Here is a 23,312-nt window from a genome sequence, read left to right as displayed (position 1 = left end):
AGCCATTGCTAGTTTTTATAAAACTGGCTTGTTTTAGTAATCGCTATATCAGGGTTTTCTACAGCGGTAATAACAAAGCTAACTGGGGTCACTTTTGTTGCTATGTCGTAGCCATCGGCGGTGACTGTAACCGGAATTTTTTTCATCACTCCTGGCAATACCAAAATAGAGCTTGGCGCACTAAGTGTGGCCACAGGTAGGCCTTCAATGGCTACGCCGTAGTGCAATGGCTGCTGGGTTTTATTGATAATAGTGAGTGTGTATGGGTTTTCTACCAAGCCTTCATAATTTACACGGTATAATGCGTTTCTGTCACGCAGTACCGATGCCTCTATTGGCGTACGTTGCAATACCCACGCAATCATAGAAATAAGTAATACCCCTGTTAATACACCATACCCCACTAATTTAAGCCTAAATGGATTGGTTTTTTTACCTTCTAGCTGTTTTTCGCTGGCGTATTTAATTAACCCTTTTTGATAGCCAAATTTATCCATAGTGTCGTCACAGGCATCAATACATAAGCCACAATTTATACACTCGTATTGCAAACCGTTACGAATATCTATGCCCGCGGGGCATACCTCTACACATAAATTACAATCAACGCAGTCGCCTAAATTAAGGGATTTAGGATCAGCTTTGCGTTTGCGAGGGCCTCTGTTTTCACCGCGCTTTGCATCGTAGCTCACTACCAATGTATCTTTATCAAACATCACCGATTGAAAGCGAGAATACGGACACGCCACATTACACATTTTTTCGCGTAAAAAGCCGGCATTTCCATAAGTACAAAATGCAAATAAAAACACCCAAAAGCTGGTAATGCCCGACCACTGTAAGGTAAACATTTCAAGGTATAAACTTTTAGCGGGAATAAAATACGCCATAAACGACGTTGCAGTAAGCAGCGATATAACAAGCCACGCAGCGTGTTTTGTTATTTTTTTACGCCACTTAAATGTACTCCATGGCGATTTATCTAACTTTATACGTTGATTACGAGTACCTTCTATACGTTGCTCAACCCAACTAAACATTAACATCCAGATTGTTTGGGGGCAGGTATAGCCACACCACACGCGGCCAAGCCAATTCGTGACAAAAAACAAAGCAAACGCGCCTACCATAAATAGCAGCGCTAAAATCATAAAGTCTTGCGGCAGTAAGGTTAAACCAAAAATAGTAAACTTTTGCGTGGCTACATCAAGTAGTACGGCTTGCTCACCTTTGTATTGAATCCAAGGAATGGCAATAAACATAAGCATAAGTAACCAACCAAGGTTACGGCGTATTTGTTGGTAAAAGCCTTTTTGCTCACGAATATAAATAGGCCCTGGTGTGTTATAGGGCTTGATGATCATATCTTCTTCTTTAATATCAAACTTCATAGTAGCTACTTAATAGTGACGGTATTAATGCTACTTTTGCAACTTTCAGACCAAGCTGAAAGCTTAACTAACCAATTGATATTAAATACATTTATAAATTACCGGAAAAATTGATCCGCGATATTTAACGAATAGCGCGATATATCACGTTTTTTTGCTTATTCCTAGTTTACGCATTTTTGAGCGCAAAGTGCTCTCGGGCAAGCCTAATTTGCAAGCAGCGCCTTTATCGCCAGATATTTGCCACTGTGACAATTCAAGCACCGCAATAATGTGCTGTTTTTGCGCCTCTGCAAGCGTAAGTGATATATTTACAGCTGTGCTTGCATCGCCATGCAATGGCTGACTCAGTTTAAGGACAGTATGTTTAGTTAAAATAGCTTCGCGCTCTAGTACGTTTTGTAACTCGCGAATATTACCAGGCCAATCATAAGCTTGTAGTTGGCTAATTGCTTTTTTACTCACCCCTTTTATTTGCTTTGCTAAGCGTTTATTTAGTTGAGTAATTAAATTGGTGCATAAATAAGGAATGTCTTCTTTGCGCTCTTTAAGCGCTGGCACTTTAATAGGAAACACATTAAGGCGGTAATATAAATCAATTCGAAAGGTGCCCTTTTGCACCATTTGCCATAAGTCGCGATTGGTTGCCGCCAATACTCTAATATTTACCTTAAGCGTTGTGCTGCCGCCAACCCGTTCAAACTCTTGCTCTTGTAATACCCGTAGCAATTTACTTTGCGCTTCTAATGGCAGCTCAGCAACTTCGTCTAAAAACAGCGTACCTTTGTCGGCCAGCTCAAAGCGACCTTTACGTCGCTCGTTTGCACCGGTAAACGCACCGCGCTCGTGGCCAAATAATTCAGACTCTAACAAGCTTGGCGTAAACGCTGCGCAGTTCACTTTTATAAAAGCTTGATTACTGCGTTTACTTAACCGGTGTAAGTTACGCGCCACCAGCTCTTTGCCGGTTCCATTTTCACCTAAAATTAATACTGTGCTGTCGGTTTCGCTAACGAGTTTAATTTGCGCCAACATAGCTTGAAAAACATGGCTTTGGCCAACTAAACCTGAGTCTTGCCAGTCTTCGTTAAGCTCTGCAATTAGGTAGTTATTTTCATCTTGCAGCTGCTCACTTAAATGCTTAACCTGCTCAAGCGCTTGCTTAAGCTCGTTTTGGGTTTGCTGCTGCGCCGATATATCGCGAAATACCGCGACCGCACCAATTAACTCACCCTGCCTGTAAACGGGGGTTGATGTGTATTCTACTGCAAACGAGGTGCCGTCTTTACGCCAGAATACTTCGTTTTTAACCTCGCGGCGTTTACCATCAAACATGGTGCAATATATTTGGCATTCATCGGCTGGATAAGGAGAGCCGTCGGCGTGGCTGTGATGGTGATACTGATGTATTTTTTTGCCCAACAGTTCTTGGGCTTGCCAGCCAGTCATACGTTCAGCGGCTGGGTTTACAAACACCGCATTGCCCGATAAATCAAAGCCGTAAATGCCCTCTCCTACCGCATTAAGTAAAAGTTTGGGGTCATTTAAAAATTGTTTTATCATTGCATCATCCTCGCGAAATATCACGATTATTATGCCATAAAGTGACGCGCTAAACAGTTAAATAAAGTGGCCTTTAATATAAGGCTTAAATAAAGCGTTAATATCTATTTTTGCATTTAACTTTGCCGCAATTAAATAAAGCCCAGCTAGCTTACGATGTATAAACAACGCATCAACGGGCGGTGTATGCCATTGCTGCGACTGTGCGCTTAGCTCTAGCCCTGCATTTTTAATATTCGTTGCTAAGGGGCTGTTTTTAAAATCAAACTCGCCAGTGGTTCTTAGCGGCTCACACGCCATTAAAAACAAATCAATAACATGGCTTTTGTAAGAATCTAGTAGGGTATCTTTAAAATAACCTATTTCACGTGCTGCGCTTAACACGCCCGCCCTATTGTTTTCAGTGCCTGCAATAAATAGTGACAGGTAAGCCTTGCTCAACTTACTCGAGATCTCTCGGGTTGCCCCAAAGTCAAATAACACAATTTGCTTACTCTGGGTCTGATAATGAAAATTAGCAAAGTTAGGATCAGTTTGAATTAGCTTAAACTCAAACATTTCTTTAAAAAATAAATCTATGAGCCTAGCTGCAATGTTATTTTGCTCACCTTGAGGTAAATTACTAAGCGCTTCTATAGGCGTTGCTTGCACATACTCCATTGCCAAAATGCGTTTAGTGTTGTGAACACCATATACTTTAGGCACTTTAAAATTAACGTGCTGGCTTAGCAACTCACCGTATCTGTTAAGGTAATGTGCCTCGCGTTCATAATCAGCCTCGGCAAGTAGCTGCGCTTTAGCCTCATTTATTAGTGGCTGTATATCAAGCTCTTTAGGGATTAACCGCGCAATGTTTAATAGTGCAATAACATTGTCTACATCGCTATGTACACTTTGCGCTATACCTGGGTATTGAATTTTTACCGCCAGCTTTTCACCATTTTCTTGATAAGCTAAGTGCACTTGGCCAATAGACGCCGCTGCAAATGGCCTAAGTTCAATATGCGAAAAACGATTAAGCCAGTTTTCACCCCATTCACTTTTAAGTACCTTAACTAATTGATTGTGCGGCATTGGGTTTGCATCAGCGCGAAGCAATGCGAGTAATTGAGTAAGTTCAGGACTTAATAGCTCGCCAGCATCCATAGACAGTAATTGCCCTAGTTTCATGGCAGCACCACGAAGGTGTGCTAGCTGAACAGCTAGTTTTTCTATGTTTTTAGGTTGTAAGAGTAAAGCTTTATTATTCCAACCATTACCCGAGAGCGCACTTTTAGTGCCATCTATAAGCATGTTGGTTGCAACACCACCGGCTAAGGAGCCAAGCTTTGCAAATCGAGAGAGTCTTGAGGTAGGTATGCTGCGCGAAGCTGCCATTATAAAAACCTAATTAGCCTGAGAAACAGGCTAATTAATACGTACATTTTACTGGGCTCGATCTAATTAACCAAACGTTTGGGTAATAAAACTATCTCAAGCGGTCTGCTGTATATTAAAGGCGCGGTACTAATTTAATTGCCCCTTCAACCACTTTCATATCAAGGGGTAATTTGCTTAGCAGCATCATTTTAGGGTCATCCATATTTAACGTATAAACAGGGTTGAGGGCTAAAAAGGCATTAATTACTTCCATCGCTTCATTATCAAGCGCCGCTAAATTACCTTTAAAGCCACCAGCATCCACACTCGAATCTAGTAGTTTAACATTGCGTAAAAACACGGCTTTTTTTTCACTGTCGTAAAACGGGCTGCCTTCAATTTGCAGCTTTAAGCGTACTGGGTATTTTAATGCAAATGCATTTATTTCTGCACTTGAGTCTGCACCAAGTACTACTACATCACGGTTATCTGGACCAATATTTACACTTAAATCGTTTACATCAAACTGCACTGGCAGCCCCATTAAGCTCACCTTTTCGCTTAACTTAGGCAACTGTTTACCTAGCACACTTTCTACTTCTGAGCTGGTAAATGAGTAAACAGACACGCCTTGTGTAGAATTACATGCGCTTAAAAGTAGTGTGGTTAAAAACAGTAATAAAATTCTCATGCTAACCTTTATCCTAGTTGTAATTATAAAAAAGCCGCTTAAACAGCGGCTTTTATTATGCAATACCTGTATTTAATACAAGTTAATTACATATTATGCTGTAAAAATAGTTTTAATTTTAGCTAGTGTGTCAGGCTCAACTGAACCCTTACTGAGCGCTAATAGCTGCTTTAAATAATAGTTTAAATCAGCATGCTCACCACGGTGTTTATCATCAAGCATGGCGACTTGCTCTGCCATTCTAAGCGCTGCATTTTGCGAGCTTACATTGGCAAGAATTTCCATTCTTGTAATAAGTTGTTCACTACTAAGCGACGTCGCTAACGGAGCTTGAAATTGGCTTGGCACTACATCGTTGTTTTCAAGTGCAGTGATCAGCGCTTCAAATTGCGCATGCTGCGCTTGGCTTGTTAGTAAAGCTAGCTTTTCGTCAATAGCACTTAATAATGCTGCCACTTTTGACGCAAGCGATTTATATTGTGCGTAGCCTTTTACTTTGGTTTCTAGGTCATGCAATTGGGCTTTTTGATTTACTTGCTCAAGGGCACTTTCTAGCTCAGCCAGTTCTATTGCAGCTTGTTTATCTGTTTCGTTTTGAGCCAGCTTTTGCTGCTCAAACTCACTGCTACGTTTGCTAAAGGTTTCATCGTTATACTGGCGAAACTTTTGCCACAGCGCATTTTCGGCTTTTAAACCTGCAAAACCTATACTTTGCCATTGCTGTTGTAATTGCTTTAACTCTTGGCATGCTGCAGCTAAATCTTCACTTTGCGAAAGCGCTGAGGCGCGTTCCACTAAGGCATTTTTTTGTGCTGCATTGCCTTTATGGTACGCGTTTAATATAGCAAGAACGCTCTGCTGCTGTGTTTTAAAGCTTTCGTTTAATACGCGGTATGTTTTAGGGTCAACTTTACCCACGCTACGCCACGCTTTATTTAAACGATTGTATTGGCTTTCAAACTGCTTCCAATCAAAGCTTTCAATAGCGGTGTCTTGCTCGCTTAGTGCTTGCATATCGTTTATCAGTACTTCACGCTGGGCTTTTGCAGCTTCGCGCGCCACTTCTTGCTCGGCAAAGTAACTACGACACGGTGCAAACAACAGCTCTATGTTGCTATCAAACTGCTCACCTTGTTGTTTTTCTTGCTCTGTATCTAAACGGCCAAGCTCGTTCCAACGCTTACGAAACGCTTTAACTTGCTCAGCACGCTGTTGTGGGTCGTCACACGGCTGGTCGACTAACCCTGCCACTTCTTCAAGTAAGGCTTCGCGTTTTGGCGCGGCTGCGTACTTTTGCCAATCTTTTGCTTCTGCAAGTTGTGCTTCTAAATCGGCTTTTAAGTTTACGAGTGGCTGCTGAAATTGCGGTGTTAACTTATCAAACAACTCTTCAAAGCCTTTAAATACACCAAAAGCAACATTAAAGCGGCCTTGCTCAATAAGGCGTTTTACATCGCGTGCTTTACGTTTGGCTGTGCTTTGGTTTTTTTCAAGCGGTTTTGTCAGCTCACTCATTTGCGCTAAAAACTGCTTTTTATGCGTATTTAATTGCGATTTAAAGTTTTGCTGCAATGTCCCATCAACCACATTTAAATGGCTACGAGTTTGTTTAAATGCGTTATTAAAACGAGTTAAAACATCATCGTAATCAGCTAGCTGCTGCGCAGGCTCAATTTCTTTGAGCTGTTCAAATGCAATTTTATACTGTGCAATTGCGCTACTAAGCTCTGGTAGTTTAGCCACCTGATTGAATAGTTTTTCAAGCTTTGTAATAACTTGCTTAGTTTGTGCGTTATCGCCGTGTTGGGCATCGGTTAACGTTTGCTTAGCTTGCGCTACTTTAGCCTCTAACCAATCTTGCTGAATTTGCTCTGGGGTTTCTAAGCCTAATTGCAACGCGTTTTCTATTTCTTCGCTCAATGCCTCAAGTGTTGCCAGGGCTAATAATTGACGTTGTTGCTCGGCTAAACGCTGCTGTTGTTGCTCGTGCTGAGCTTTTAACGTAGCAATATGCGCATCGAGTTTATCGGTAATGCTGATGTATTTTTTATCTAGCTCTTTAACGTGCTCTTCGCTTAACCATTTAAGTTCAAGTGCTTGCCACTGCGCCATTAATTCGCCGGCTTGTGGGTTTACTATGGCGTAATCGTTTTTATCTCGCAGGGCATTTAGCTTTGCTAAAATAACGCGTGTTGCGCTCTCTACCTGAGCGGGCATTTCAATCGCTAAGCGTTCGTTTTCAACGTGTTGCTCAAGCTGCTGCTTAGCATCGCCTTTAGCGTGCTTTACTAATGGTTTAATAAGTTGATGCGTTATAACGAGCTCTACAAGTTGGCTTTGAAGCTCTTCGCTGCCCTCTTTAAACGCTTTTTCAATTAATTTAGGATTTGCTAAGCGCTTTAAAAGTTTAACGCGTACTTGCAGTTCTTTCTCTGCAAAGGCGAGTTTTTCTAGTGTTTTAACCGGTGCAAAACGGTCTATATACTCACTTTTAATTTGCGTGCTCAGTGCGCTTTCGTTGTTTAACACTGCGTTTGAAATTTGTATTTCGGCTACATCTTTTAGCGCGTGATCTTGTTTATAGGCTTTCCACCACAGTGGTAAGTTATTTACTTTTTGTAATGCTTTGCGGCGTATTTCGGCTGAGTTATCTTCCAGCGCTAATGTGCTTAAAATTGATGCGTCGCGCTCTACATCAAGTTTTTCAATTGCGTCTAGACGAACTTGCTGCTTTGGGTGTTTCCACTTAGGTGTAAAAAGGTGTTTAAAGATCATGTTCACTAAACCTAGCTATTTCGTTTTCTGATTTAAATTCTTTTTGTAGTTGTGCTTTTGTCTTTTGGATCATTTCGCCATTAGCGCCAATGGTAAATTGCTCGTTTGATTGCGCTATTTTAGCTTGGTAAAGCATAACAAGTTGCACCGTTTGTTGCTTTTGCTCATCAGAGAGCGGCGTGCCATCGGGCCATTTGCCGGTTGAAGCACCGTACTGTAAACGCTCAAATAATTCTGGGGTTATATTTTGTACAAGGTTGTCAATATTCATGTCATCTTTTCTTTTTTAGAGTCACTAAAATAACGCGGTTTACTAAGTACCAAATACAGCCAACACCAATCGCTACTGTATACGCGTACCATTGCAGGGTTTCTTTTGCGGGTTGTAAAAAGTATAAGCAAAAAAAGCCACCTAAAAATAGTATGAGCGCCAAGAAAGAATGGTTCATAAACATTTGCTGTTTTTTAATTCGCTGTTCGCGCTGAAGCTGTTGTACCTGCTCAGAGTTAAGCGCGCCAATGTTACTATTGCAATGCGGACACTGCTGATGTTTATCTGAAATTGATTTTGCACATTTGGGGCAATGAATAATCGCCATACTACTCTCCATACTACGCATAAAAAAAGCGCCTTGCGGCGCCTTTTATTGTACTTGTTTTATTGCTCGTTGTCTTTTTTGAATTTAACCCAGTAGTCATCTACGGATTGTTTCATTTCTTTGCGCAATAACATAATGCCAAATAAGTTAGGCAAGGTCATAACGACAATTGCAACGGCTGCTAATTTCCATACTAAAGTGGTATCGGCAAACGAAGCCCAAAAGAACGCTGCAACATAAAATACGCGATACGGCATAACTGAGCGATTACCAAGTAAGTAAATCATGGCACGGTCACCGTAGTACGACCACGCAATGGCAGTAGAAAACGCGAATAACAATAAGCCTATCGATACTATGTATTGGCCGCTATCGCCAAAAAAGCCTCGGGTAAACGCTTTGGTTGTCAGCTCTGCTGAGTGCACTAACGATTTACCAATTAAACTAATGCTGTCGTCGGTTGGCATACCGTTTTTAACTTCAACAATACCAGTGTACTTATGTTTGTCGGTAATACCAAAACGTATGTCTTCACCAATTGAGCGTGAATGTAATACGGTAAAGCCATTACTTGTTGGCTCGCCATTAACTACATCAATGTTGCCGTTGAATAGCTCTACCTTGCTATCGTTACCGTTTAGGTAATTGTATAGCTCTTGGCGCTGCGCTTCGTTGGTTTCTGAGTAGTCACCTTTAATAATGCTCATTGACGATCGTTCAAAATGTGTTTCGAATTTTTCATTCCACACACCCGACGATAAAATAACTAAGCCTGTTAATGTACAAATAATAATGGTATCGATAAACGGCTCTAAAATTGACACCATGCCTTCAGACACAGGTTCATCAGCTTTTGCCGATGCGTGGGCAATGGGTGCAGAACCTTGACCGGCCTCATTTGAGAACAAGCCACGGTTTACACCTCTGTTAAATGCATACGCAAAAGAGGCACCTAAAAAGCCACCGGCTGCAGCAGAGCCTGTAAATGCATCAACAAATATTGACGCAAACGAAGGGCCGATGTTTTCAATGTTATAAAAAATAACACCTAACGCACCTATGATATAAATCACGGCCATAATGGGCACAACGCGGGATGTAATAGCAGCAATACGACGAATACCACCTAAAATAACCAACGCAAGTAAAATAGATAACACAGCACCGGTTGCCATAGGTGCAAAACCAAATGTGGCTTCCATACCCTGCGCTATGTTGTTAATTTGTGGCAAACTGCCCGTACCAAAAGAGCTAATTACAGTGGCAACGGCAAATAAAATAGCAAGCCACTTCATGTTTAGGCGTTTATCCATGTAATACATAGGGCCACCCGCCATGGTGCCATCTTGGGTTTTTTCGCGGTATTTATGCGAAAGCGTAACTTCTACAAATTTGGTGGTCATACCAAAAAATGCCGTCATCCACATCCAAAATAATGCCGCGGGGCCACCAATAGAAATAGCCAAGGCTACACCACCAATGTTACCTGTACCTACCGTACCAGAGAGCGCAGTAGCCAGTGCTTGAAAATGAGTTGTGTCACCCTCAGTGCCTTTTTTATCAAATTTGCCTGTAACTACTTTACACGCATGTTTGAAATAACGAATTTGTGGGAACTTTAAATAAATAGTAAAAAATAGACCGACTCCTAGCAGCACATAGGGAAACCAAACTGCGCCCCCTAACATGCCATCTAGGCTATCTAAAAGTTGTCCGAATGCATCCACGCTAAATACCTCTTATTATTTTATTTGAGACTGTTGATTGTTTATTACTTACTCAGAGCTAGGTAATACGATAACTAAGCTATTGCGCACTTTTATTATTTGTTAATTTTGTAATAAAAAAGGGCAACATTTTAATGTTGCCCTTACCTTATACTAATTTATCTTAATTTATCAACGACATTTACGATTGCCGCTAAAGTATCTTGACCAAATTGATACGAGCGGCGGTCTGACCAGCCGTAATCTGGGTCTGGTAAGTCGTTATTGTCTTTAAAAGGCATCTCAATTGTGTAAGTAAGTGCTTTAAATTCTTCTGCCGTTGCAGATGAGCCAACTGTTAAATTAGCTTTGCCCGGCTCGTCTTTATCGTAACCGTGCTCATCTTGAAACTCTGGCGTTATAGTAAGCAGCGCTGCTTTAAAGCTATCTTCTAAGTCTTTTAAGCGGTCATCGTAGCTTGGAATACCTTCACTGCCCGCCACAAAGTTATAAGGAATAGCTTCATCACCGTGTATATCTAAATGCATATCGAGGCCAGTTTCGCGCATTTTATTCAGTACTAAATACACTTCTGGGCTATTTTCCATGCTAGGCGTTTGCCATTCACGGTTTAAGTTAACACCTTTTGCATTAGTACGAAGGTGTCCACGTACGCTGCCATCTGGGTTCATGTTTGGTACTACATAAAATACAGCTTTTGATAAAAGAGCAGCGGCATGCGGGTCTTCATCATCTAGTAGTTTGTGTAATAGCCCTTCTACAAACCATTCTGCCATAGTTTCGCCTGGGTGTTGGCGCGCTGTGATCCAGATTGTTTTTTTATCTTCGCTAGGCTGACCAATTTTAAGCACGCTCATATCACGGCCATCAAGCGTTTCACCTAATGTTTCTAATTGGCAAAGCTCTTCGCTTTGCGCCCAGGCTAATAAATCTAAATGACGGTCGTAGCTATATGGCGCAAAGTAAGCAAAATATACACTGGGGCATTCAGGCTCTAGTTCAAATGTAAGCGTGCCATTTTCGTAATTTGAAGGCACACGGAACCATGTTTGACGGTCGTATGAGGCAACAGCTTGGTAGCCTTCCCATCCATCTGGGTAGGCAGAGTTTTCTAAATTATTAATGTTTAACTTATGCGGTTGATAAGGCGTTGTTTCTAGACGAAAGTGAAACCACTGGTAAAATTCAGACTGGTGATCGTTGTTTATCTCTAATTGAATATTTAACGGATCGTTGGCTTCGATAACCTTTATGTTACCACTATCAAAATTGCTGCTGATTTTCATGAAAAAACCTTAAGGTAGAATAAGTTTATCTGCTTTGTTAGGCACGTTGATATTTTGGATTAAATTGACTCTATTTTTGGTCACTAAATTACAAAAAAGAGCGCCCTAAAAGTGCAGAACTGACACTATTTAAAAACCTGTACTGTGGATAATTAAGCTATCTCAAGCAGATTGCAGGTTAAATAGTAAAATGCATTATTGAACGAAATCAAATAAGCATTTCAATAATTAAAGCCTACCACACAGGGTGCACTTTAAAAATATAACGCGACTAAAAAAGCCAGCAAAAAAGCTGGCTTAGTATAATTGCGTTTAAATTAGCGAGGTAAGCTTGGGAAAGCAACTTCGGCCATATCACGCATACAACGAACTACTTGGCAGCTGTAGCCAAATTCATTGTCGTACCATACGTATAAAACAACGCGGTTACCTTCAACAATTGTTGCTTGCGAGTCTACAACACCTGCGTAGCGGCTACCGACTAAATCGGTAGATACAATTTCGGTTGATGCGGTGTAATCAATTTGGTCACGCAGCTCTGAATGCAGTGCTGTTTCGCGTAAAAACGCATTTAGCTCTTCAACAGAGGTGCTGCTATTAAGGTTTAAGTTTAATATAGCAAGCGACACATTAGGTGTAGGCACACGAATCGCATTACCTGTTAGCTTACCTTCAAGCTCAGGAAGCGCTTTAGATACCGCTTTAGCTGCGCCTGTTTCGGTAATTACCATATTAAGTGCAGCAGCACGTCCGCGACGCTCTGCTTTGTGGTAATTATCAATAAGGTTTTGATCGTTTGTGTAAGAGTGTACGGTTTCTACGTGGCCGTTATTAATACCAAACTTATCGTTTAATGCTTTAAGGGTTGGCGTAATCGCATTGGTGGTACAGCTTGCTGCACACACGATTTTATCTTCTGGCTTAATGTCTTGGTTATTTACACCATAAACAATGTTTTTAATGTTGCCTTTAGCCGGTGCTGTTAATAGTACTTTTGCAGCCCCTTTAGACTCTAAATGCTGACCAAGGCCTGCTTCGTCTTTCCAAATACCAGTGTTATCAACTACGAGCGCATTTTCGATACCGTAAGCGGTGTAATCAACTTCACTTGGCGAGTTAGCATAAATCACTTGGATGTAGCTGCCATTCGCTTTAATTGCATTACGCTGCGTATCAATTGTGATTGAGCCATTAAATGGACCATGAATTGAATCGCGACGCAGTAAGCTTGCACGTTTCTCAAGGTCGCCTTCTTTACCGCCACGCACCACAATTGCGCGTAAACGTAAGTCGGCATAAGGGCCTGATTTTTCGATTAGTAAACGTGCTAACAAACGCCCTATACGACCAAAGCCATACAATACAACATCACGCGGCTCTTTGGCTGGTGAGTCTGCAATTTCGGCTAATTCGTCTTTAACAAATTCATCAACTGTGCGGCCATTAGCAGCATCGCTGTACAAATAGCTATAAGCAAGTTTACCAATATCAATACGTGCTGAGTTTAGCTCCATTTTACTAATGGCTTCTAAAAACGGAAAGCTTTCGCGTAAACGTAATTTAGTGCCTTCAAATTGCGCTACAGTTTTGTGTGATTTGATAATATCGATAGTACTGGCATTAACGAGAGGACGGCCATATACAGCGATTTCTATGCCACGGTTACGATAAAGCTTACCAATGATAGGTTGCATGCTTTCAGCGTAATCTTGGCGTTCTTGCCAACTATTTGTATATTCTAATTCGTGAGATGAGGTCATTTTATTTACCTAATTTAATCATTTTGAACGGATAGCCTTTAAAAATGCATTAGATTTTGAGAGTAATGCACTTCAGGCAGGGCTATTCTAAGTTAATCTAAAGTTATTCTCTACTGTTAGCGCACAAATGATTGGGCTAGAATAGTAATGTATATATTCATTTGAGGTTAAGGGATGGTTTTAAGAGCAAGCGCAATACTAACAATGCTAGCGTTAACAGGATGCGAAGAACCACTGACTCTCGCTCAGGTTTGTAAAGAAACACCTGGCTTTTGTAGTGATTTAAATAAAGATAGCCATTGTAAAAATGAGCGCTCTGAGGTTATTTTAAAACGCTATATAGAATATAAAAAACCCACAGATGAAAACAAATACCAATTGCTTAAGGGGTTTGAGTCGTATAATCAATGTATTACTTTAGCCGCAAAAATAGAACATATTAAACTAAAGTCTAAAACAACATCGCGTATTGAAGGTCAGCTTACTAGCATTAAAGAGATGACCCGACTTTATCAAGACACAAAAAACACTAACCACCCAGGTTTGCTTTACTATCATTGGTCACGTAACAATGAGCAAAGTGCGCTGACTCGTTTACTTGCAATGGAAAATGATGAAAGCGTAACCAACAGTGCAGAAATGCAGTTTTATCTAGCCTCTTATTACATTAAGTTTGACGATGAAAAAACAATTGATTTGCTATATAAAACCCTTGAGCTAAATAAACAAGGCCAACAGCCAAATCCTGAAGTGTATACCTCGTTAATCAGCTTATTTTATAAACATGATAAATATAAGCACGCTTACATTTTTTCGAAAGTGGCGCAAAGCGCTGGCATTGAGAATATAGATTTACTACCCATTGAGCACCAACTGATGAGCGATGGTAAAAATTTAGATGCGCTCGATGCCCTTGCTCAACAAACGTATGAACAAATACAAAACGGTGAGTTTGTATCGCCGCGAGAATTTTAGGTAAGCAAAACCCCCTAGCAATAAATGTGTTTTAAAACATGATGCCAGATGGTTTTTTAAATAAAAAAGGCAGCTTACGCTGCCCTTTTTTATTTTGCTTTGCTTGTGCCCACTTCTACACGGGTTTTAAGCTTTTGACCTGGTCTAAAGGTCACCACGCGGCGCGCCGAAATAGGAATGTCTTCTCCTGTTTTCGGGTTACGGCCTGGTCTTTCTTTTTTATCACGAAGATCAAAGTTACCAAATCCAGAGAGCTTAACCTGCTCGCCTTTTTCAAGCGCTGAGCGGATTTCTTCAAAAAACGCTTCAACTAAATCTTTGGCATCTTTTTTATTGATCCCGAGCTTTTCAAATAGGTGTTCAGCTATGTCGGCTTTAGTAAGCGCCATATCTAGTCCCTCAACGATGCATTAAACTTTTCGGCCAATGTGGCCACCACGTTATCAACTACCAGATTGATATCTTTCTCTTCGAGTGTTCTATCAACCGCCTGCAGTGTTAGAGCAATCGCCAAACTCTTATAATTTGGCTCAATACCTTTGCCCTTATACACATCGAATAAGTTTAGGTCAACCAATTGATTTCCGCCAACTTTTTCTATTGTGCTTAAAATATCACCTGAATTAACGCTGTCAGCCACTAAAATCGCGATGTCGCGGCGGTTTGAAGGGAATTTTGAAACCCCTACAGCTTGCGGTAAATTTCTTTTTTCTATTGCAGACATTTCTATTTCAAATACAAAAGTTGCGTTATTGATATCTAACGATTTTTGCACTTGAGGATGAAGAGCACCAAAAAATCCTACCTTTTTACCTTCAATATAAATAACTGCTGATTGGCCTGGGTGTAAACCGTCTGACTGTTCTGCTTTAATTTCAAAACGGCTTGTATCGTTGGTGATTGCTAATAAGGCTTCAACATCACCTTTTAAGTCGTAAAAATCAACGTTGCGTTTTTGCTCAACCCAATGCTCGCCGTGTGCAAGGCCAGTGATCACACCGCCAATGACAGGGACTTGCTGCAGGCCATTTTCTGCACTGTCGTCGCTGATAAATTTAAGACCATGCTCAAATAAACGAATACGTGGTTGTTGACGGTTTTGATTATACGCAACCGATGCTAAAAGCCCTGGCATTAAGCTTACACGCATAGCCGACATTTCAATTGAAATTGGGTGCGGCAGTATAAGCGGATTACTTTGTGGGTGTATAATAGCTTGTGCTTTAGGGTCTACAAAGCTGTACGTAATTGCTTCTTGGTAGCCACGTGTCACTAACGTATTTCGAAACTTACTTAGCGCAATTGTTGACTCGTCATGTGTAGTCATTTTTAATTTTGCGGTTGGCGCAACATTTGGAATACTGTTGTAACCATAAACACGAGCAACTTCTTCAATTAAGTCTTCTTCAATACGAATATCAAAGCGGTAGCTTGGAATATCAGCGCTCCAGCTGTCGTTTTCAAACTTAACGTCTAACCCTAAACGAGTCAGAATATCAGTCACTTTCTCATCGTCAATATGATGACCAATTACTCTGTCTAAACGCGCACGACGTAGGCGTACTTCTGTCACCTTTGGCAGTTTATCAGCAGCCACAGCTTCTACAACAGGTCCTGCTTCACCGCCAACAATATCAAGTAATAAAGCGGTTGCGCGCTCCATTGCATCGTGTTGCAGGGTAAAATCTACGCCACGCTCATAGCGGTGTGATGCATCGGTATGTAAGCCGTAACTACGGGCTTGACCTGCAATTGCGACTGGGTTAAAAAACGCGCTTTCTAATAAAATATCAGACGTTTTTTCTGTTACACCTGATTGCTCACCGCCAAAAATACCGGCAATCGCAAGGGCTTTATTATGATCGGCTATCACAAGTGTTGATTCGTTCAGTTTTGCAGTATTGCCATCAAGCAATACTAACTCTTCGCCTGCATTGGCGCTGCGAACCTTAATGCCGCCTTCAATTGCATTTAAATCAAATGCATGCATTGGGTGGCCAAGTTCTAGTAATACATAGTTAGTAACATCAACAACAGGGTCAATTGAGCGAATACCACTACGGCGAAGCTTTTCAACCATCCAAAGCGGTGTTTCTGCATCAAGGCTAATGCCTTTGATTACACGCCCTAAGTAACGCGGACACGCATCAGCATTAACAAGTTCAATAGATACTTCATCGTCAATAGTGCCGCTAACAGCTGGAATTTGTAGCTCGTTTACATCAATGCTGTTTAATACACCTACTTCGCGTGCAAGGCCTTTTATACCCAAGCAATCACCACGGTTTGGGGTTAAGTCAACATCAATTATGTTGTCATCAAGGCCTAAGTATTCGCGCAGGTCTGTACCAATTGGCGCATCGCTTGGCAATTCCATGATGCCGTCGCCTTCTTCGCTAATACCTAGCTCAACAAAAGCACACAGCATACCGTGTGATGGCTGACCGCGTAATTTGGCTTTTTTAATTTTAAAGTCGCCCGGTAAAACAGCGCCCACTGTTGCAACAGCTACTTTAATGCCTTGGCGACAATTTGGCGCACCACACACAATATCAAGTAGCTCATCGCCACCTACATTGATTTTAGTAACGCGAAGTTTATCTGCATCTGGGTGCTGTGCGCACTCAACCACTTCACCAACCACTACGCCGTTAAAATCCGCTGCCGCGCTCTCAACTGCATCAACCTCAAGGCCAGCCATAGAAAGCTGTTCCGAAAGAGCTTGCGTATCAATAGCAGGATTTACCCACTCTCTTAACCACTTTTCACTAAATTTCATTTTATATTTTCACTCTTAACGGAACTGGTTTAGGAATTTTAAGTCATTTTCAAAAAATGCACGTAAGTCGTTTACGCCATAGCGCAGCATGGTTAAGCGCTCTACGCCCATACCAAAAGCAAAACCAGTGTATTTTTCTGGGTCAATACCTACTGACTTAAGTACGTTAGGGTGAACCATGCCACAACCTAATACTTCAAGCCATTTGCCGTCTTTACCCATAACATCTACTTCAGCTGAAGGCTCTGTAAATGGGAAGAATGAAGGACGGAAACGAATTTCCATGTCTTCTTCAAAAAAGTTACGTAAGAAGTCGTGTAAAATACCTTTAAGCTCTGTGAAGCTTACATCAGTATCAACCATTAAACCTTCTACCTGATGAAACATTGGAGTATGCGTTTGGTCGTAGTCGTTACGATATACTCGACCTGGCGAAATAATTCGCAGTGGCGGTTGCTCTGTTTCCATAGTACGAATTTGCACACCACTTGTTTGGGTACGCAGTACTAACTTAGGATTAAAATAAAAGGTATCGTGATCAGCGCGCGCTGGGTGATGCTCAGGAATATTTAGCGCATCAAAGTTATGAAAATCATCTTCTACTTCTGGGCCTGATTTAACTTCAAAACCTAGCTCGCCAAAAAAGCTTTCTATACGCTCGATTGTGCGTGTTACCGGATGAAGGCCACCCGTAGGCATTACGCGCCCTGGTAAAGTTACATCAATTGTTTCAGCTGCTAGCTTTTCTTCAAGCGCTTTACTTGCTAAGAGCTCACGCTTTTCGTTAATGGCTGCTTGTACATCTTGCTTAGCTTGGTTAATTACTTGGCCTGCTTCTTTGCGTTCTTCAGGAGCAATTTTACCCAGTGTTTTAAGTAAGCTTGTGATTTCGCCTTTTTTACCAAGGTAATTAACCCTGATCTCTTCTAGTTGCGCGATTTCACTGGCACTGGCAACTGCCTCAAGTGCTTGCGCTAAAATATTTTCTAAGTTCATTCGATACCTGATCTTTCACAGAAGGTGATTACAATTTTGTTGACTAATGATAACTGAAAGCAGGGTCTAGATTCTAGACCTACTACAGCTTTAACGTTGATTTTATGAAGGGAATTGTTAATTTTCGTTGTGCAAGCCATTATTGGCATCATCGAAAGGCAAAAATGTTAGACCAAAAAATTGATCTATTGCCAAAATAAAACAACTAGAATAGTAATAAGTTAAATGATAAATTAGTGTTTTATTAAGAAAAGGAACTTCGTATGGCCATATTTACCAAATGCCATTTACTACTAGCAATACCTCTATTTATAGGTTCTATGTCTCATGCTACTAGTATAGCTACTACCTATCATAAAAACACAGATAGTAAAAAATTATCTGTTTTCGATATAAGCTCAACACAAGCAACTAAAAAAAGAAACACTGAAATAATTGATATATATGAAGATTCAATTATTTATTCTGTCGCACAGCAAGATGATGGAAATACATTTCGTGAAGATATATGGTTTTATGACCGAAATAGCCAGAAATCTACACCAATAGGAGAAAAATTTAACAACTATGCTCCTAAAGTCGTGAATTACGCTAGAATAAATGGTAGGAAATTTATATTCAACCAGTTAAGTGAAAATGACCGTTGTGAGCTCTTTTTACTTGAAGGAAGTAAGGCTAAAAGCTTACTGAGAGATGTGAGTTGTAACTCAAGTAGTTTACATATCAATGAGAACGACTTATACATTGCAAAAACGCGTTTTTACTACAACAGGCTACAAGACTTAGGCACTAATAAGCTGTATGACAGAAATGGATATAATGTTGATGGTATTTTGATTCATTACAACTTTGCTACAAATAAATCTCAAGAAATCATACACATTGACATAGGAAGAAATGCGCTACCCTATGTTTCGGAAGTTATTGATGCTGGCTCTTATGTTTATACATTCCAATGTGAAGTAAAATCGGGTTGTAAAAGTGGAAATTATGGTACATTTAACAGATACAACCGTGACTTCACTGCAGAATTAACTATTTCAAGACAAAGCGGAGACAATTTACTTCACTTTGCTGCAAACCCTAAAACTGACACAGTATATGTCTATGATGAAAACAAATTATATGGTACGAATCGGCTATTAGTTTCAAGAAACAAGTCTGCTATTGATATTATCGAAGATAACAAGCCACGTGCATACACACATATTTTAGGCACTGGAATAATAGATGAACAGTTTAGGTTATTAAATTTAGCTACAGATACACAATTAGGCGAAACAAAATTTGAAATGATAACCTTTGACGATGAAACCCAATCTTTAGTAACGACAGAGATTCTTATGGATAACATCGTTGATACAAGCTCTGAAATTTCGAATAATGAAGCATTTATCGTTGGTATCCAAGACGACGGAACAAGAAATCTCAGCTCACTATCTTTAGATGGCACTATACAACATCTATTTAAATTTCCTGTTTCATTAAACTACGCAATAGATATTTTAGCCACAGACTCAAATTCAATTTTATTTTCACAGAATCAAGATTACTGGGAGTTTGATAGAAATTCAGCAACCTTATCGGAAGTTGAGCTTAGAGTTGAGGAAGCTTTGACTGATAGAAATTCGAGCTTAAGAGATATTCGAGCCTTCGATTTTGCTGGTGAAAAATTCTTTCTTATTGCAAAAGATAACTCAAAGTACACTCTATGGTATTTGGATTCCGAGGCAAATACTTTAAACCAACTCGGTGATACAGAGTTCACGGATGCTTTTCCTGAGCAAAGCCATAACAACATACTCATTCTGAAACATTGGAATGAGTTTATTACTCTTGATGTTAATACTAAAACATTCATCCAACATGAAAAGCTCACAGGGATAAAGCAAATTACCCCGATTCATTTCACTGAAAACTTTACTTTTATCTCTAAAGACTCAGGTGATTCAATTAAAAAATGGCAGTACGATTGGAGTACTCAAAAATTAGAAGAGTTAAAAGCTTATAACAATATTGAGACTAGGTACTTTTTAAGGGATTACATTTGGTTCATGCATAACGATGATATTGTATATGCATATGACAAAAATAATTTAACTCTTTATGAATTAAGTGAGGACAACTTCAATACTGTTTTCTCTGCTGAAAACCAAGGGATAACCGACAATTATAAATGCGAGAATTGCGTCTATAAACAAAAAGATAGTGTGTATATTTTCGGCTCTCAGTGGTATTACGATTTATCTTCGACAGACAGTGGTGAAATCAATTTCTATGACACAGGTGAGAAAAAAGAACAGATTACTAATATTTTTAGCTATAACGAAGATTTATACTTCGTACCTCGTTCGTTTAACAGCATTTACAAGCTAGATCATGACACAGAAGAAGTAAGTAATCTTTCTCTGAAAGATATAATTGGTGATAAGCTAATTTCAATTCCTTTCAGTTCAGCACTTAAATTAACCTCAATTAATAATCGAATTTTAAAAATCTATGATATTTCTAAAGATTTTTCTAATGTTTCTGAAATTTATTCTAACAATAACTTTCTAGAAGTTAGCTTAAGTGTAATAAACCCATTGGTAACAAATAGTTCTAAGCTAGTGCTAAATGCAGAAGATGCTAAGGTTGATAATACCTATATAGGAAGAGAATTAGCTGTGCTAAACCTATACAATTATGAACTTTCTGATATCCTGAATGAAATACCTGAGAAATTTGAACTACCTAATGATGAAGAGTTTGAGTTTATTCCAACAGTAGAGCAACCAAACTCACTCCCTTTAAACTTTTCTCTTATAAACAGCCCTGATTGGTTAACAGTCGATGAGGAGTCTGGCGTGCTGTTTGGAACTCCCAGCGTTGAAGATGTAGGGATGGTCAGTAATATAAAATTAATTGTTGATAATGGTTTTGAAAACTACACATGGAATTTTAGTATTAACATTAAAGCTAGCAGCGATAGCATTGTTGAAGAATCAAGAAATGGTTCAGGTGGTTCAATGGGGCTACTTATATACCTTATTTTGGCAACACTTTATATTAATAAAAGGTTCAGCCTTAATATTTTTAGAAAATAACTTAGAAAACACGCTCGGCCAAACTTGGTCGAGCATTAACAACTAACGATTATACATTTATAGCTTTAGCGTTGATTTTATGAAAGGAATAGTTAATTTTCGTTGTGCGGCCATTGATGCATGATCTAATTTGTCTAATACGTCTAATAAAGCACGCATATCACGACTCAAGCGAGTCAATAAAAAGCGCGCGCATTCATCGCTTAGTTCAAGCCCACGCATATGCGCTCGCTTAACCAGTGCTTGTGCTTTATCATCATCACTCATTGAACGAATTTGAAAGGTGGTTCCCCACTTTAGCCGAGACTCTAAGTCGGGCAAGGTGATATTAAGCATGTCAGGGAGCAAATCGGCCGTAACCACTAACATTTTTCCGGGCTCGTTAAAGCGATTAAAAAAGTTAAAAAGGGCTTTTTCCCATGCGTCATTGCCAGCGACTAAGTGCACATCATCAATACATAATACGTCAAGTGCTTCTAAACCATCTAACACCATAGGGCCAAAGTCGATAACTTCACGCATAGACAACAGCATGTTTGACAAACCACGCTCTTGGGCTTGTATGCAGGTTGCGTACAATAAGTGGGATTTACCAGAATCGCCTAAGCCGCACAAATAAGTGTACTGAAATTTGTTGGCAAGCTTTGAAAAGCTCGCTTTAAGGTGGTTTACCTCTAAAGAGTCTTCCCCACCAAAATAAGAAGCAAATGTTTCATCGTCAGGTAAGGTGACTGGTAGTGCCATTTGCATTGGCTCAGCACTTAGCATTACTCACCGACCCACTGATACTCAAGACTGTTTTTGTCTACAACATGGTAAAATGCGCGAGGGTCAACATAATCTCTAAAGGCACTATCAAGACCAAGGCCTTTTTTAAGATCGCCCACACTGCCAGTGTGGTTAAGCTTAAACTCAACAAATTCTGGGGTTTTGCGCATTATGGTTGCTTGCGTCACTACACTCAAACTTTGTAGACGACGCTTTGCAAGTTCAATATCGACAAAGCTTTGAGTGCCTTTTAAGGTGAGCGTAGCCGCAGCCTGTTCATAATACGCGTTAGGGTCGATAGCGTATTCATTGGCTAATCCCAACGCTAAGCTGTCTATCATCTGGCCTACTAATTGCTGTTTATCACCTTCAAGACGGTTTGAATCGAATAAATCGTCATTAGTAAAACGCCAGTCTAAAATCCAGGTTTCGCTGTCGGGCTCTTGATACATTCTTGCTGTAATGCTTCGCTCTGCACTATAACGGCGCGACGCCTCTTCAACAGGCTCTGAAAAATTACCCCATACTTCAGGAATGCCAACCAAACGTCTGTCTTGTAAATCTAATAGCGGCACTACAACGGGTAAACCACGTCGACCGGCTTTGTCATATATAAGCTGCTCTAACTGAGGATAGCTTTCTTGTGTAACAAGCTCTCTACGCCAGTTATCTTCAATACCTAACCAAATAGCAACTAATGGCCGCTGGACGCCCCAAAGAGGTAAATTTAATTCTTTAATTAATTCATTTATTTTACGCGCTTCAAATTTAACAACTAGATTAAGCTGTCCATTTGCTTTTTCGTCGTATTCAAACTTGAGCATGTAATCAGAAATGTTTTTGGTGCGTTGCTGAGCAAGCTTATTTTGATCAGCAGATTCATCCCCGCTTACCTTTACTAATACATTGAGTAATGCTTTGCGGCTAGCGGCTAAACGCGTGTCTCGACTTTTATCATCGACTTTTAATATATCTTGATACAGATCAGTTACTTCAACTGCCGATACAGAGAAACAAAATATAAATGATATGGCACTAATTAATAATCTATACACTGGCTATTAGTTCTTGGTTTTAAACTATTTTGATCCTAAATCAAAGCCAGTAACAAAGCAAAATTATATTTGTAATCTAGCTATGTTGAATAAATATTGTTTTTCTTAAAGCTTAAATACTGAAACAAACTGCTACTTAGCTATATGTAAAATGGGTTGTGATTGGTGGGATGAGCCTTATCCGCGGGTTTCGTGATACTCAACCCACGCTACGGAGGTGGTGGAGACTGTGCGAATAATATCTGGAATGTATTTTTTACTTTTCTGTAGACGTAAAAAAGCCCGGCTCTTTCGAGTCGGGCTTTCTTGTATTTGGAGCCTGGCGATGTCGGGGTGCCCACAGCGGTATAGAGAGGCGCATAGCAAATGCTACACTATCGTTGGCCGGGCTCGCCTTCGAGCTGTTTCGTTTCACTACTGAGTTCGGCTATTTATTAAATCCCAGACAGCAAAAAACCCGTTACATCGCTGTAACGGGTTTCTCTTATTTGGAGCCTGGCAA

The 23,312-nt window shown here is 40.2% G+C and carries 17 protein-coding genes; 2 read left to right on the top strand and 15 right to left on the bottom strand.

Annotation, left to right across the window (positions count from 1 at the left end):
• Positions 1 to 8: 8 nt before the first annotated feature.
• The 10 genes from ccoG to MTF68_RS00040 all read right to left on the bottom strand — a co-directional run bounded on the left by ccoG (position 9) and on the right by MTF68_RS00040 (position 13,151).
• Positions 9 to 1,391 (bottom strand): cytochrome c oxidase accessory protein CcoG, encoded by a 1,383-nt coding sequence (ccoG, locus tag MTF68_RS00085; RefSeq protein WP_248461285.1) that lies wholly within the window; start codon positions 1,389 to 1,391, stop codon positions 9 to 11.
• 144 nt (positions 1,392 to 1,535) lie between these two features.
• Positions 1,536 to 2,954, bottom strand: a complete 1,419-nt coding sequence (locus MTF68_RS00080; RefSeq protein ID WP_248461284.1) for a sigma 54-interacting transcriptional regulator — start codon at positions 2,952 to 2,954, stop codon at positions 1,536 to 1,538.
• A 57-nt stretch (positions 2,955 to 3,011) separates the two neighbouring features.
• Positions 3,012 to 4,331 carry an AarF/ABC1/UbiB kinase family protein gene (locus tag MTF68_RS00075; protein ID WP_248461283.1) on the bottom strand — a complete coding sequence of 440 codons (1,320 nt, stop codon included), beginning with the start codon at positions 4,329 to 4,331 and terminating at the stop codon, positions 3,012 to 3,014.
• A gap of 115 nt (positions 4,332 to 4,446) precedes the next feature.
• The gene (locus MTF68_RS00070; RefSeq protein ID WP_029773554.1) at positions 4,447 to 5,004 is read right to left on the bottom strand and encodes a DUF1439 domain-containing protein; all 558 of its coding nucleotides are present in this window, start codon (positions 5,002 to 5,004) and stop codon (positions 4,447 to 4,449) included.
• Positions 5,005 to 5,097: 93 nt separating this feature from the next.
• Entirely contained in the window at positions 5,098 to 7,779 is a 2,682-nt protein-coding gene (locus tag MTF68_RS00065; RefSeq protein WP_121637274.1) for a DUF349 domain-containing protein, read from the bottom strand.
• A complete protein-coding gene (locus tag MTF68_RS00060; RefSeq protein WP_004587239.1) occupies positions 7,769 to 8,050 on the bottom strand; it encodes a DUF1315 family protein in 282 nt (93 codons plus the stop codon). The genes MTF68_RS00065 and MTF68_RS00060 overlap by 11 nt, the downstream gene beginning before the upstream one ends.
• Before the next feature lies 1 nt (position 8,051).
• Complete coding sequence (locus MTF68_RS00055; protein ID WP_004587238.1) at positions 8,052 to 8,378, bottom strand: hypothetical protein; 327 nt, start codon at positions 8,376 to 8,378, stop codon at positions 8,052 to 8,054.
• A gap of 59 nt (positions 8,379 to 8,437) precedes the next feature.
• Positions 8,438 to 10,105, bottom strand: coding sequence for an AGCS family amino acid carrier protein (locus MTF68_RS00050; RefSeq protein WP_004587237.1), 1,668 nt, complete (start codon positions 10,103 to 10,105; stop codon positions 8,438 to 8,440).
• Positions 10,106 to 10,263: 158 nt separating this feature from the next.
• Positions 10,264 to 11,391 carry a M14-type cytosolic carboxypeptidase gene (locus MTF68_RS00045; protein WP_248461281.1) on the bottom strand — a complete coding sequence of 376 codons (1,128 nt, stop codon included), beginning with the start codon at positions 11,389 to 11,391 and terminating at the stop codon, positions 10,264 to 10,266.
• 317 nt (positions 11,392 to 11,708) lie between these two features.
• Positions 11,709 to 13,151 (bottom strand): glyceraldehyde-3-phosphate dehydrogenase, encoded by a 1,443-nt coding sequence (locus MTF68_RS00040; protein WP_004587235.1) that lies wholly within the window; start codon positions 13,149 to 13,151, stop codon positions 11,709 to 11,711.
• Between the two features lie 174 nt (positions 13,152 to 13,325).
• Here MTF68_RS00040 and MTF68_RS00035 point away from each other — a divergent pair, with 174 nt between their 5' ends.
• Positions 13,326 to 14,126, top strand: a complete 801-nt coding sequence (locus MTF68_RS00035) for a DUF2989 domain-containing protein (protein ID WP_004587234.1) — start codon at positions 13,326 to 13,328, stop codon at positions 14,124 to 14,126.
• 89 nt (positions 14,127 to 14,215) lie between these two features.
• Here the strand turns inward: MTF68_RS00035 and ihfA are convergent, their stop codons facing one another.
• Genes ihfA through pheS form a run of 3 tightly spaced genes read right to left on the bottom strand, consistent with a single transcriptional unit; the run spans position 14,216 to position 17,901 of the window.
• Positions 14,216 to 14,515 carry an integration host factor subunit alpha gene (gene ihfA, locus MTF68_RS00030; protein ID WP_002960690.1) on the bottom strand — a complete coding sequence of 100 codons (300 nt, stop codon included), beginning with the start codon at positions 14,513 to 14,515 and terminating at the stop codon, positions 14,216 to 14,218.
• A gap of 2 nt (positions 14,516 to 14,517) precedes the next feature.
• Entirely contained in the window at positions 14,518 to 16,905 is a 2,388-nt protein-coding gene (gene pheT, locus MTF68_RS00025) for a phenylalanine--tRNA ligase subunit beta (RefSeq protein ID WP_248461280.1), read from the bottom strand.
• A 15-nt stretch (positions 16,906 to 16,920) separates the two neighbouring features.
• Positions 16,921 to 17,901: a phenylalanine--tRNA ligase subunit alpha gene (gene pheS, locus MTF68_RS00020; RefSeq protein WP_004587232.1), complete on the bottom strand. Its 981-nt coding sequence runs from the start codon at positions 17,899 to 17,901 to the stop codon at positions 16,921 to 16,923.
• A gap of 263 nt (positions 17,902 to 18,164) precedes the next feature.
• On the opposite strand from pheS, the gene MTF68_RS00015 reads away from it, so the two are divergent.
• Complete coding sequence (locus tag MTF68_RS00015; RefSeq protein WP_248461279.1) at positions 18,165 to 20,987, top strand: hypothetical protein; 2,823 nt, start codon at positions 18,165 to 18,167, stop codon at positions 20,985 to 20,987.
• 57 nt (positions 20,988 to 21,044) lie between these two features.
• Here the strand turns inward: MTF68_RS00015 and hda are convergent, their stop codons facing one another.
• Positions 21,045 to 21,755: a DnaA regulatory inactivator Hda gene (gene hda / locus MTF68_RS00010; RefSeq protein WP_004587231.1), complete on the bottom strand. Its 711-nt coding sequence runs from the start codon at positions 21,753 to 21,755 to the stop codon at positions 21,045 to 21,047.
• A complete protein-coding gene (locus tag MTF68_RS00005; protein ID WP_248461278.1) occupies positions 21,755 to 22,810 on the bottom strand; it encodes a DUF2066 domain-containing protein in 1,056 nt (351 codons plus the stop codon). The genes hda and MTF68_RS00005 overlap by 1 nt, the downstream gene beginning before the upstream one ends.
• Positions 22,811 to 23,312 lie beyond the last annotated feature (502 nt).

The sequence above is a fragment of the Pseudoalteromonas sp. 2CM37A genome, assembly GCF_023161885.1.
Taxonomy (GTDB): domain Bacteria; phylum Pseudomonadota; class Gammaproteobacteria; order Enterobacterales; family Alteromonadaceae; genus Pseudoalteromonas; species Pseudoalteromonas atlantica.
The sequence above is the reverse complement of the archived record's forward strand: the minus strand, read 5'-3'. Positions and strand labels throughout refer to the sequence as shown.

What these genes read in the sequence shown, in the direction of transcription:
- MTF68_RS00060 (WP_004587239.1), bottom strand. Translation starts at nt 8,050, where the DNA reads ATGAATATTGACAACCTTGTACAAAATATAACCCCAGAATTATTTGAG.
- ihfA (WP_002960690.1), bottom strand. Translation starts at nt 14,515, where the DNA reads ATGGCGCTTACTAAAGCCGACATAGCTGAACACCTATTTGAAAAGCTC.
- hda (WP_004587231.1), bottom strand. Translation starts at nt 21,755, where the DNA reads ATGCTAAGTGCTGAGCCAATGCAAATGGCACTACCAGTCACCTTACCT.
- MTF68_RS00055 (WP_004587238.1), bottom strand. Translation starts at nt 8,378, where the DNA reads ATGGCGATTATTCATTGCCCCAAATGTGCAAAATCAATTTCAGATAAA.
- pheS (WP_004587232.1), bottom strand. Translation starts at nt 17,901, where the DNA reads ATGAACTTAGAAAATATTTTAGCGCAAGCACTTGAGGCAGTTGCCAGT.
- ccoG (WP_248461285.1), bottom strand. Translation starts at nt 1,391, where the DNA reads ATGAAGTTTGATATTAAAGAAGAAGATATGATCATCAAGCCCTATAAC.
- MTF68_RS00015 (WP_248461279.1), top strand. Translation starts at nt 18,165, where the DNA reads ATGGCCATATTTACCAAATGCCATTTACTACTAGCAATACCTCTATTT.
- MTF68_RS00075 (WP_248461283.1), bottom strand. Translation starts at nt 4,331, where the DNA reads ATGGCAGCTTCGCGCAGCATACCTACCTCAAGACTCTCTCGATTTGCA.
- MTF68_RS00035 (WP_004587234.1), top strand. Translation starts at nt 13,326, where the DNA reads ATGGTTTTAAGAGCAAGCGCAATACTAACAATGCTAGCGTTAACAGGA.
- MTF68_RS00045 (WP_248461281.1), bottom strand. Translation starts at nt 11,391, where the DNA reads ATGAAAATCAGCAGCAATTTTGATAGTGGTAACATAAAGGTTATCGAA.
- MTF68_RS00080 (WP_248461284.1), bottom strand. Translation starts at nt 2,954, where the DNA reads ATGATAAAACAATTTTTAAATGACCCCAAACTTTTACTTAATGCGGTA.
- pheT (WP_248461280.1), bottom strand. Translation starts at nt 16,905, where the DNA reads ATGAAATTTAGTGAAAAGTGGTTAAGAGAGTGGGTAAATCCTGCTATT.
- MTF68_RS00065 (WP_121637274.1), bottom strand. Translation starts at nt 7,779, where the DNA reads ATGATCTTTAAACACCTTTTTACACCTAAGTGGAAACACCCAAAGCAG.
- MTF68_RS00040 (WP_004587235.1), bottom strand. Translation starts at nt 13,151, where the DNA reads ATGACCTCATCTCACGAATTAGAATATACAAATAGTTGGCAAGAACGC.
- MTF68_RS00070 (WP_029773554.1), bottom strand. Translation starts at nt 5,004, where the DNA reads ATGAGAATTTTATTACTGTTTTTAACCACACTACTTTTAAGCGCATGT.